Genomic DNA, 11,061 nt, shown 5'->3' on the forward strand with positions numbered 1-11,061 from the left:
CCCGGGGCACTGTGTACGCGGGCCGGGGCGGCTGCCGCGCTGACGGCGCGCCGGGCGGGTGCCAGCGTGCTGCTGTTGGACCGGGCCGACTTTCCCCGGGACAAGGCGTGCGGTGACGGCATCGCCGCGCACTCGGTGGACGTGCTCGCCGAGCTGGGGGTGACCGAGGCGGTGGCGGGCTACCAGCCACTGCCGGCGTTACGCATGATCGCGCCCGGTGGTGGTGCGGTGGCTCGGGCGCTGCCCCGGCCCGCGTACACAGTGCCCCGGGAGGTGTTCGACGCGCGGCTGGTGGCGGCCGCGGTGGTCGCCGGCGCGCAGTTGCGCCGACACACCGTGCGTCAGATCGAGCCGCGCGCCGACCGTGTGGTGCTCGACGGGCAGGTGTCCGGGCGGGTGGTGATCGGCGCGGACGGTGCCGGCTCGGTGGTACGTCGGGCGCTCGGCCATCCGCAGAACCCCGACCGGCACCTGGCACTGGCCATCCGGGGGTACGCCCCGGCTCTGCCCGGCCCGTCCGAGCAGCTCATCGTCACCTCGAAGGCGCGCTGGCCGGCGTACGCCTGGTCGTTTCCGATCGGCGACGGGCGGGCGAACGTCGGGTACGGGGAGGTTCTGCGCGGTGAGCCGTTGAGCCGCGCGTACCTGCTGGATCGGCTGGCCGCGCTGCTACCCGGCACCGACCTGGCGACCGTGACCGCGTTGCGCGCCCACCACCTGCCGCTCTCCACGCACCGACCGTCGCCGGGGCGAGGGCGCACGCTGCTGGCCGGGGACGCGCTGTCACTGATCAATCCGTTCACCGGCGAGGGGATCTTCTACGCGTTGCTCTCCGGCGCGCTGGCCGGGTCGGCGGCGGCCCGGTCGCCCGAGCGCGCGGCTGCCCGCTACGCCCACGGGTTGCGTCGCCGCCTCGGCACTCACCTGCGGCACAGCTCGGTCGCTGCCTGGTTGGCCCGGCGACGCCGGGTGGTGGACGCGGCGGTCCGGGCGGCCCGTCGCGACGACCGGGTGTTCTACGACGTTGTCGAGCTGGGACTGGGTGACGGACGCCTCACCGGCCGTACGCTCGCGATGATCGGCATCGGTCTGGGCGGCGGGGATGGTGCTCCGAGGCGGTGAACTGGCCGAAGGGTCGCTACGCTGCTAGGTGATGACGCTGCGGAACCTTATCTACTCCGTGTACGAGCGCCGGCTCACGGCGAAGCTCGCGGGTAAGCCGGTGCCCCGGCACGTTGGGGTGATGTGCGACGGCAACCGCCGATGGGCGAGGGAGATGGGCTTCGTCGACCCGAACGACGGGCACCGGGTCGGCGCGGCGAAGATCAAGCATGTCCTCGGCTGGTGTGACCAGGCCGGTGTCGGGCACGTGACCCTCTACCTGCTGGCCACCGACAACCTGCGCCGTCCGGCCAGTGAGCTGGATCCGCTCCTCAAGATCATTGAGGACCTGGTGGTGGAGCTGGCCGAGGAGGGCAACCCCTGGCGGCTGCGCATCGTCGGGGCGCTCGACCTGCTGCCGGCGCAGACCGCGGCGGCGCTCAAGGGGGCCGAGGAACGCACCCGCGAGCGCACCGGCGGCGCGGAGGTCAACATCGCGGTGGGCTACGGCGGTCGGCGGGAGATCACCGACGCGGTCCGTTCGCTGCTGCTGGAGCACGCCGCCACCGGCGGCACGCTTGAGGAGTTGGCCGAGGTGCTGGACGTCGAGCACATCTCCGAGCACCTCTACACCAGGGGTCAGCCCGACCCTGACCTGGTCATCCGCACTAGCGGCGAGCAGCGGCTGTCCGGTTTCATGCTCTGGCAGTCGGCGCACTCGGAGTTCTACTTCTGTGAGCTCAACTGGCCGGATTTCCGGCACATCGACTTTCTGCGGGCGCTGCGCTCGTACGCCACCAGGCAACGCCGCTACGGCGCCTGACCCGTCGGTCGCCGCTCCGGCGGGTCAGGCAGTTGGGTCAGTCAGGGCAGCTGGGTCAGTGCCCGGGTGAGGAAGTCGCCCAGGGCGGCCGGCGACTCGATCGTCAGGTCGGCGGCGTTGGCCACCTCATGTCCGGTCTCCGAGTTGGCCACGGCCACGCAGACGCCGAGGAAGTCCGGGTCGGCGGCGGCGCGAGCGCGCAGCGCGGCGAAGGCCTTGATGTCGGAGACATCGTCGCCGAAGTACCAGGCACCGGTGGCGCCCTTGATTGCCTCGCCGATGACCATGCCCTTGTCCCGGTCGACTGGCGGCTTCAGCTCCAGCACCATCCGCCCGGCCTGTGAGCGCAACCCCAGACGGTCGGCCTGCGCCTGCCCCCACTGCTGCACCGTCGGGCCGAGTTGCGGGGCGGTACGCCAGTGCAGAGCGACCGAGAGTCGCTTGTACTCCACCAGCGTGCCGGGCGGCAGCTCCGCCCGAGCCAGGTCGGCCAGCTCCGCCATGGTCGGCACCCAGGGCAGCGCCGCCGGTTCGGTGACGGTCTCCCCGCCGGAGTGGCTGTGCTCCAGCCCGTAGAGGCCGTAGAGGTCCACGCCGGCGAGCCCGCCGAGCTGATCCCGAAGGAACTCGACGGGTCTGGCGGAGACGATCGCGACCCGCTGCACGACCGGGGCGAGCGCCTCGATCGCGGCCAACGCCTTGGGAGCCGGGCGTACCGCGGTCGGATCGTCGTCGACGGGCGCGAGCGTCCCGTCGAAGTCGAAGAAGAGCACGGTCCCGGCCGCCCGGCTGGCGGTTAACCGCCAGGCCTGGTCGGCGTCCAACGGGGTTTTCGGCTGCTGATTGCCCAGATTCAACGGCGGCACGCGCGTCAGCGTACCCCGGCGATCCAGGGTCATTCCTGGCCGAGCAGACCCGTTGAGCGGTAGGCGATCAGCGTTCGGCGGCTCCTCGCCCGCGCCGGCCGAACGGCACCACCGCGGCTTCCTGGCCGTGGCTCAACAGATAGCCCTCCACGAACCCGGTGTTGCGATCGCCGGTGTGGTTCTCGATCTCGTTGAGCCGTGCCACCAGGAACTCGGTGAGCGCGCTGATTCGGTTGTTCAGGCGCTCGTGCAGCTCGGCGGTGACGGCCAGGACGACCGCGGTGCCGGCGGTGATGAGCGCAAAGAGGTTGACGAGCAGCGGAAGCTGCCCGCCGTCGACCACGAGGGTCACCGTGTTACCGGTCGCCCACAGTGTCACCGACACCGTTGCGACCACGACTGCCAACCACTTCAGGGTCATGGACAGACCCCTCCTTCTGTCCCGCAGGGCTGGGTTCGGCCTTGTCCCGTCCCCCCGCCGATGACGAGCCCAAGCAGTACGAATAGGGACGCTAGCGTGCCCGTTCCTGCCCCGGAGGCAAACGAATGAACCTGACCAGGCGTTCTTTCGCTATCTGAGGAACTAGCCTGCCTGATTGCCCCTTTTTCGGACATCGACCGGCAGCGTTGGGCGATATGCGAGGTATCTGATGGTTTCGCGGATGTGGAACTTCTCCGCGTCCGACACCTGCGGATCGACCAGGCGGCGCAGCAGCGCCTCCACGTCGGGGTCCATCGGAGGGGCGGACTGGCCGGCGCGGGGGCCGGCCGCGGTGCGGTCCCACCCGAGCGCGGCGAAGGCGGCTGCCGGGTTCAGCCCCAGGCCCTCACAGAAGGCGACCACCCGCTCGGCCTCCGGGTCGCTGGCCCAGTCGCCCCGGACCCAGCGGTTGATGGTCTGCCGGGAGACGCCGGTGCGCCGGGACACCTCGGTGCCGCTCCAGGCTCGGGTCGCCCGTGCCTCGTCCAGGGCCCGCCGGACGAAGGTGGCGAAGGCGATCTTCCGCGCATTGGCCGTCTCGGTCACTCCGTGACGGTACGGCCAGCCGACTGCGGGTGCGTGCGCCGGCTCGCCACTGTCACGCGGACGTGACGACGCTTTCGGATTTCCGGTAAACGAGTCAGTGCCACTGTTGAGGGGTGTCACGCGGGCAGAATAGATGAACGTAGTGGCAAACGTAACCGGACGAAAAGCTGATACTGTCACGCCCATGGGACAATCTACGGTGTGTCACGTGCATGAGACGATTGGTGCTCACATGCGTCACGCCCCCGGTGCCAGGGGGTCGTGGTGACCGAGCTCGCCACCCGCGCCCAGGCCTTCGGGCTGATCGCCGAGGGGGTCGCCGCGGGGCTGACCGCCCCCTGGCGCCTCTACCTCGCCCGAGGCTGCCGCTACCTGTCGCTGAGCGTCGGCGATCGTGCCGAGTGGAACGCCTGGCGTACCCATCTCGGCTGCCCCGAGCTGAGCGTCCGGGTCTACGACGCCGGCGGCGAGATTCGCCGCTCCTCGGTGGCCGAAGTCGTGCTCGACGGCTGCCGGATCAGCGTCGAGCTGGTCGAGGAGGTCAGCACCGACGACCTGGACCGGCTGCTCGTCGCCGACCCCACCACGATCGAGCCGGAGGAGCGATGACCTGGCGTCCCGGCTGGGCCGGAGCTGCCCGATGAGCCCGTTTCTCGCGGTGTTCCTCGTCCTGGTGCTCGGTGCCACCAGCTACGCGGCCGGGCGGTTGCACGGGCAGCTCAGCTACCGCATCGGCTACCGCTTCGGTTACCGGCAGGGCTACTTTGACGGTGACCGGGGCGCCTGGAACCGGCGTCGCCGGGACGCCCAGGCAGCCATCGCCTCGGCTCTGTCGGTCTCACCGGCGGGAGTGGTCCGCTCCGCCGGTGCCGTCGCCCGCCCCGGCACCACGTACACCGGCTCGTCGTTCAGCGCGCCGGCCGCCCCGATCACCGGGCGGCACCCGACCGGCACGCTCGTCCGACGTACCGGTTGAGGTCGGTCGGCGGGCACCCTCGCTGAATCGGCGCCACGAACGCGGTGCGTCGTCCGCGGCGGACACGCACCGTCGGGGTCACGTCAGACCGGTGACGGTGGCCCCACCGGCCGGGATGCGCGCAGGGGGCATGCATCCCGGCCGGTTCCGCCGTGCCCGCGACGGTGCCTTTCGGCTGGTGCCGGCGTCGGCGCCACGCTGTTCACGAGCGTGTCTTGGGAGATCCACGTTCGGCCTCTAGCCGGGAAGGTCCGGCGGGGCTAGCGTCTAGGCATGGCACGGGGTTCTCCCGAGCCAGCCGGTCCGCCCGGATCTGCGACCTCGCGCATGGGGTTCCGCATCCGACCCCGTGTCCCCGGGCACCGGAGGAGGCGGAACACGGGTGGCGGGTGCCCATCCGTCGGAGCAGGCCTGTGACGACTCGCCGTACCATCGCCGGTGCCGACCAGACCCCGGCCGCGACTGCCACGACCCGCCGCGCCACCAGGAGCCGCCGTTCGGCGGCCGCCGCGCCGGCCGACCCCAAGGAGCCACGACCAGCCGGCCAGGCCTTCGTCCTGGACACGTCGGTGCTGCTCTCCGATCCGGCGGCATTCCACCGGTTCGCGGAGCATGAGGTGGTGCTGCCTCTGGTGGTCATCACCGAGCTGGAAGGCAAGCGGCACCATCCGGAGCTGGGCTGGTTCGCCCGGCAGTCGCTGCGGATGCTCGACGACCTGCGGGTCCGGCATGGTCGACTCGACCGCCCGGTGCCCGCCAACGACGTCGGCGGCACCCTGCGGGTGGAGCTCAACCACACCGACGACGGTGTTCTGCCGCCCGGGTTCCGCACCGAGAGCAACGACGCCCGGATCCTCTCCGTCGCGCTCAACCTCGCCGCCGAGGGGCGGGAGGTGACCCTGGTCAGCAAGGACATGCCGCTGCGGGTCAAGGCGGCGGCGGTGGGTCTGCGCGCCGACGAGTACCGCCACGGCCAGGCCAGCGACCCGACCTGGACCGGTATGTCGGAGATGGAGTTGAGCGAGGAGCAGATCGGTCAGCTCTACGCCGGCGAGACGCTCGACCTCGACGAGGCGGCCGGGCTGCCCTGCCACACCGGTCTGGTGCTGCACTCGGCGCGGGGCTCCGCGCTCGGCCGGGTGCTGCCGGACAAGTCGGTGCGTCTGGTCCGGGGCGACCGGGAGGCGTTCGGGCTGCACGGCCGATCGGCCGAGCAGCGGATCGCGCTCGACCTGCTGCTGGACGAGTCGATCGGGATCGTCTCGCTGGGTGGCCGGGCCGGCACCGGCAAGTCGGCGCTGGCGCTCTGCGCCGGGCTGGAGGCGGTGATGGAGCGTCGCCGGCACAAGAAGGTGATCGTGTTCCGCCCGCTGTACGCGGTCGGTGGCCAGGAGTTGGGCTATCTGCCGGGCTCGGAGTCGGAGAAGATGTCGCCGTGGGCGCAGGCTGTCTTTGACACGCTCGGCGCGGTGGTGCACGAGAACGTGCTGGAGGAGGTCACCTCGCGGGGCATCCTGGAGGTGCTGCCGCTGACCCACATCCGGGGGCGCAGCCTGCACGACGCCTACGTGATCGTGGACGAGGCCCAGTCGTTGGAGCGCGGGGTGCTGTTGACCGTGCTGTCGCGGATCGGGCAGGGCTCCCGGGTGGTGCTCACCCACGACGTGGCCCAGCGGGACAATCTGCGGGTCGGTCGACACGACGGGGTGACGGCGGTCATCGAAGCACTCAAGGGCCATCCGCTCTTCGCACACGTCACCCTCAGCCGTTCGGAGCGGTCGCCGATCGCCGCGATGGTCACCGACCTCCTGGAGGACATCCCGATCTGACAGGTCTTTTGTGGGCTTTCGTCCCCATTTGGGGTGTGGTCCAAATCACAAAGAGCCTGGTTGGTTTCCCATCGGCCTCACTGTGCGCAATCGTGTCCCACGAGCGTCCACGCACCACGGGAATCGTTGGTGATCGTTCGTCCCGAGACGGACAGCATCGACGAAGGTAGGTGCGTCAGCGCGACCGGCAACCGGTCGGGGCGCTCGTGGCACGGCTGACGGCCCACCTGCGGCCAGCCGAGCCGCGTCCTTGCTCCCGACGAAGGGACCACTTCGTGAGTCGGCTGTGGAGCCGGTTGGGCGCCCGTACGGCTGCTGTAGCGCTGCTCTCCGTGGGCGTTGCCGGTGGCTTCTACCTGGGCGAAGACCGGGAAACCCAGCAACAAGGGCTGGCCGACAAGGTCAGCGTCGAGGTCGACCGGGCTGACTTCGCGTACCAGCGTGAGCGGCAGGCCGCCCACCAGGTGCAGTTCTCCAAGCAGCGGGCCGCCGAGTACCAGGCCAAGCTGCGGGCGGCCCAGGCCGCCAAGGAAGCCGCCGAGCGGGCCCGCCGGGCCGAGGCCGCCGCGGCGTCCCGCAAACGCGAGCGCGCGGCAGCGAACGCGGCCGCCAAGCCGTACAACGGACCGATCCCCGAGTCCTGCGCCGAGTACAGCGGCAACCGCAAGACCGGGTGCGCCCTGATGATCGACGCGGGCTTCGGCATCGCCGAGTTCCCCTGCCTGGAGAAGCTCTGGACCAAGGAGAGCGGCTGGAACCACAAGGCCAGCAACTCCTCGTCCGGTGCGTACGGCATTCCACAGTCCCTGCCGGGCAGCAAGATGAGCTCCGTCGCAGATGACTGGCGGACCAACCCGGCCACGCAGATCAAGTGGGGGTTGGGCTACATCAAGGGCAGGTACAAGACGCCCTGCGGTGCCTGGACCTACTTCCAGAACAGAGGGCACTACTGACGCTGTCGACGCGGGGCGGGTGGGCAATCATCCGCCCCGCTGTCGCGCGTACCCCGGCCGGTCCGGACGGGACGTGAGTGGCGGTCGGCCGCTTTTGCTGATAGCAGTTGTGGAGTGACCCTGCACCCGTCAAGCGGCGACCCGTACCGGTTCGGCACCGAGGCGTTCTACGCCGCGCTCGGCCGGGCGTTCGTCGCCATGTGCGCGGTGGTCCCGTTCCTCTTCCTCATCGAGGCCATCGACCAGGGGTTGGCGTTCGGCCTGGACGCCACCGCCGGCATCATCCCGAAACGCATCGACGGGCTGGACGGCGTCTTCTTCTCCCCGTTCCTGCACCACGGCTTCGACCACCTCTACAGCAACAGCATTCCGCTGATCCTGCTGGGCACCTTCGTCCTCGCCGCCGGCGCCCGCCGGTTCCTGTGGTCGACCCTGATCATCATCCTGGTCAGTGGGCTGGGGGTGTGGTTCACCGGCTCGCCCAACTCGGTGGTGGTCGGTGCCAGCGGCGTCATCTTCGGCTACCTGGGCATCCTGCTCACCCGGGGCATCGTCGAGCGCAGCTGGTGGAACTTCGCGGTCTTCCTCCTGGTCGGTCTGCTCTACGGCTGGCAGTTGGTCGGCATCCTCCCCACCGACGAGCGGATCTCCTGGCAGGGCCACCTGTTCGGCCTGCTCGGCGGGGTGGTGGCGGCGATCCTGTTCCGTCGGCGGCGACCGGCCGTGGACGGCCCGGACTACTCGGGTTCCACCCTCAGCCTGCCCTGAGGCGATTCTCCGGCGCGCCCCTGGGACATGCTTGCCCGACCGTCGCCGCCCGCCTACGGTCGAGATCAGCAAGCGTTGATCCGTAAGCGGGAAGCGACGGTACGCCATGCGCGAGGTCGATGTCGCCGTGATCGGGGCCGGTCCGGCCGGCCTCTTCGCCGCGTACTACGCCGGGTTCCGTGGGCTGTCGGTGGCGGTGATCGACGCGTTGCCCGAGCCGGGCGGTCAGGTCACCGCCATGTACCCGGAGAAGCTGATCCTCGACGTCGCCGGCTTTCCCGCGGTCAAGGGCCGTGACCTGGTGGCCAACCTGGTGGCCCAGGCGGCCCCGTTCGATCCGCAGTACCTGCTCGGCACCCGGGCGGAGAAGCTCTCGTACGCCGAGGGCCGCCCGGTGCTCGGCCTGGCCGGTGGCGAGCAACTCGCGTGCGGCGCGATCGTGGTCACCGGCGGCCTCGGCAGCTTCAGCCCTCGGCCGTTGCCGTGCGCCGACGGTGCGCCCGGCTCGGGGATCGTCTACTTCGTGACCGAGCCGACCGAGTTGACCGGTCGGGACGTGCTGATCGTCGGTGGCGGCGACTCCGCCTTCGACTGGGCGCTGGCCCTGCAACCGCTGGCTCGATCGGTGACCCTCGTACACCGCCGGGAGAAGTTCCGGGCCCACGCCTCGACGGTCGGCCGGGTGCTCTCCCTGCCGGTGCGGGTCGTGGTCAACGCCGAGGTCACCAGGCTGCTCGGTGACGGCACGGTGACCGGTGCCGAGGTGACAGTGCGCGGTGGCGCGACCGAGACCCTGCCGGTGGACGTCGTGGTGGCCGCCCTCGGCTTCACCGCCGACCTGGGTCCGCTCGCCGAGTGGGGGTTACGGCTGGACCGCCGCCACATCCTGGTGGACAGCGCGATGGCCACCAACCTGCCCCGGGTCTTCGCCGCGGGTGACATCACCGAGTACCCGGGCAAGGTCCGGCTGATCGCCACCGGCTTCGGTGAGGCGGCGACGGCGGTCAACAACGCGGCAGTGGCCATCGACCCGAGCGCCCACCTGTTCCCGGGGCACTCCTCCGACGCCGGCTGAGTGCCGATATCGGACCCACGCCGACCTGAGTCCGGATCGAGACGGGTCGACCCGATCCTGAGGGGATGACGGGTTCCGAGAGGCCACGGGACGGCGCACCCAGCACGCTGTCCTGGCTCTGCCACCCCGGCACCGTGTTCGCGCTGATCCTGCTGCTGGTCAACGATCATGTTCTGAAGGCGGCCTTCCCCGGCCTGCTCACCGGCAAGCTGAGCGACGTCGCCGGCCTGGTGCTCGCCCCACCGCTGGTCGCGGTGCTGCTGACCCTCCTGGTGCCACGACTGCCGGCCCGGGCCGCCGCGGTGGCCGGCCTGGCCGCGGTGGGTGCCGGGTTCGCGGTCGTCAAATCCAGCGGGTACGCCGCCGAACTCGCCTCCTCGGCCTGGACCGTGCTGGCCGGGCCGTCGCTGGTCCGGGCCGACTGGACCGACCTGCTCACCCTGCCGGCGCTCGGCCTGTCCTGGTGGAGTTGGACGCGGTCACGTCGCCGCCCGGTGCGCCGACGGACCGCCCGGCTGGTCCGGATGCTGGTGGTGCTGCCACCGGCGGTCTTCGCGGTGGCCGCCACCAGTCAGACCCAGTACCCGTACGCCGTGGGCACCGCCCTGCTTGACGGTCACCCGGCGGTCTCGATCGGCTTGGGATACGACGATCGGACCTGGCCGGACGGGCCGGCTGACGGTCAGTGGTCGGTCAGCCAGGACGGGGGGAACACCTGGCGGCCCGCCGTGGACGTCGAGGAGCTGCGATTGTCCCGACAGGGCGACGGGCAGCGGCAGGCGTGCGTGCCCACCGAGCCGCAGCGGTGCTACCGGGCGGTCGCCGACCACCTGCGGGTGGAACAGAGCGACGACGCCGGCGTGACCTGGCAGGTGGCCTGGGAGGTGTCGGACGCGCGCCGCGAGGAGTTGGCCCGTCACTTTTCCAACCCGGGTGACATCCGCCGGCACTTCGCCTCCCGCGATCTGGTCGTCTATCCCGCCGCCGCCGGCGGCGGCCACGAGGTGCTGGTCGCCAACGGGCGCGACGGCATCCTGCACCGGAGAGCGGACGGCGGATGGCAACGCGACGGCTTCCTCCATCACGCGGGACCGAACGACGGGCGCTGGTACGAGCCGCCCGAGCTTCACGGAGGGCTCAGCAGCCGCGATACGGACCTGCAGCTCGCCCTCGCGCTCGCGCTGACCCTCGGCGTCACGGTCACCGTGCTCGCTGGTCACCTGGCGATTCGCCGCGGTGGAGGTCCGCGCTGGTGGGGGTTTGCCGGCAGTGGGGCGATCCTGGTCGCGGGGATCGTGTTGGCTGGGGCCTGGGAGCGCAACGATGACTCCTCGACGGGTACGGCCCTGCTGCTCGTCGTTCTGCCCCTGAACGTCGTGACAGCGGCGGCCATGATCGTCCGAGCCTCCTACCAGGGCGCACTGACCCGATGGATCGGGTGGGCACTCACCGGGCTGCTGCTCACCGCGCTCCTGTCCGGGGTGCCGCTCGCGGGTTGGCTGGTCGGCAACCCTCCGCAGAGCAGGGTCGCGGTGGCGCTTGCCCTGCTGGCCCTGGTGCCGGGCGTGCTGCTCGCCGTCCGGATCGCCAGGCTGGTCGACCCGGCCCGCGCGTTCGAGCGCCGGTACCCGCCGCGCCCGCCC

At 71.0% G+C, this 11,061-nt stretch carries 12 protein-coding genes; 9 read left to right on the plus strand and 3 right to left on the minus strand.

Going from position 1 to position 11,061, the window contains the following annotated elements; genetic code table 11:
• The first annotated feature begins 9 nt into the window (after positions 1 to 9).
• Both DLJ59_RS22380 and DLJ59_RS22385 read left to right on the plus strand, forming a co-directional pair.
• Positions 10 to 1,122, plus strand: a complete 1,113-nt coding sequence (locus DLJ59_RS22380) for a geranylgeranyl reductase family protein (protein WP_124774583.1) — start codon at positions 10 to 12, stop codon at positions 1,120 to 1,122.
• Positions 1,123 to 1,153: 31 nt separating this feature from the next.
• Positions 1,154 to 1,924, plus strand: a complete 771-nt coding sequence (locus DLJ59_RS22385) for an isoprenyl transferase (RefSeq protein WP_124774574.1) — start codon at positions 1,154 to 1,156, stop codon at positions 1,922 to 1,924.
• Between the two features lie 41 nt (positions 1,925 to 1,965).
• On the opposite strand, the gene otsB is transcribed toward DLJ59_RS22385, so the two are convergent.
• The 3 genes from otsB to DLJ59_RS22400 all read right to left on the minus strand — a co-directional run bounded on the left by otsB (position 1,966) and on the right by DLJ59_RS22400 (position 3,817).
• Positions 1,966 to 2,790 carry a trehalose-phosphatase gene (gene otsB / locus DLJ59_RS22390; protein WP_124774575.1) on the minus strand — a complete coding sequence of 275 codons (825 nt, stop codon included), beginning with the start codon at positions 2,788 to 2,790 and terminating at the stop codon, positions 1,966 to 1,968.
• A gap of 67 nt (positions 2,791 to 2,857) precedes the next feature.
• On the minus strand, positions 2,858 to 3,211 hold the full coding sequence (locus DLJ59_RS22395; protein WP_124774576.1) for a hypothetical protein: 354 nt from the start codon (positions 3,209 to 3,211) through the stop codon (positions 2,858 to 2,860).
• Between the two features lie 162 nt (positions 3,212 to 3,373).
• Positions 3,374 to 3,817, minus strand: coding sequence for an XRE family transcriptional regulator (locus tag DLJ59_RS22400; protein ID WP_124774577.1), 444 nt, complete (start codon positions 3,815 to 3,817; stop codon positions 3,374 to 3,376).
• A gap of 264 nt (positions 3,818 to 4,081) precedes the next feature.
• Between DLJ59_RS22400 and DLJ59_RS22405 the strand changes: the two genes are divergently transcribed.
• From DLJ59_RS22405 to DLJ59_RS22435, 7 genes are all read left to right on the plus strand, one after another.
• Positions 4,082 to 4,426 (plus strand): hypothetical protein, encoded by a 345-nt coding sequence (locus DLJ59_RS22405; RefSeq protein ID WP_030328857.1) that lies wholly within the window; start codon positions 4,082 to 4,084, stop codon positions 4,424 to 4,426.
• 31 nt (positions 4,427 to 4,457) lie between these two features.
• On the plus strand, positions 4,458 to 4,793 hold the full coding sequence (locus DLJ59_RS22410) for a hypothetical protein (protein WP_030328854.1): 336 nt from the start codon (positions 4,458 to 4,460) through the stop codon (positions 4,791 to 4,793).
• A gap of 413 nt (positions 4,794 to 5,206) precedes the next feature.
• Positions 5,207 to 6,622 carry an RNA 5'-3' helicase PhoH2 gene (gene phoH2, locus DLJ59_RS22415; RefSeq protein WP_124774578.1) on the plus strand — a complete coding sequence of 472 codons (1,416 nt, stop codon included), beginning with the start codon at positions 5,207 to 5,209 and terminating at the stop codon, positions 6,620 to 6,622.
• 275 nt (positions 6,623 to 6,897) lie between these two features.
• Entirely contained in the window at positions 6,898 to 7,575 is a 678-nt protein-coding gene (locus DLJ59_RS22420; RefSeq protein WP_124774579.1) for an aggregation-promoting factor C-terminal-like domain-containing protein, read from the plus strand.
• 114 nt (positions 7,576 to 7,689) lie between these two features.
• On the plus strand, positions 7,690 to 8,343 hold the full coding sequence (locus DLJ59_RS22425; RefSeq protein WP_124774580.1) for a rhomboid family intramembrane serine protease: 654 nt from the start codon (positions 7,690 to 7,692) through the stop codon (positions 8,341 to 8,343).
• 106 nt (positions 8,344 to 8,449) lie between these two features.
• Positions 8,450 to 9,418 (plus strand): NAD(P)/FAD-dependent oxidoreductase, encoded by a 969-nt coding sequence (locus DLJ59_RS22430; RefSeq protein ID WP_124774581.1) that lies wholly within the window; start codon positions 8,450 to 8,452, stop codon positions 9,416 to 9,418.
• Positions 9,419 to 9,483: 65 nt separating this feature from the next.
• Positions 9,484 to 11,061: hypothetical protein (locus DLJ59_RS22435; protein ID WP_124774582.1), on the plus strand; the 1,578-nt coding region annotated here is incomplete at its 3' end.

This window comes from Micromonospora inaquosa (genome assembly GCF_003857055.1).
Taxonomy (GTDB): domain Bacteria; phylum Actinomycetota; class Actinomycetes; order Mycobacteriales; family Micromonosporaceae; genus Micromonospora; species Micromonospora inaquosa.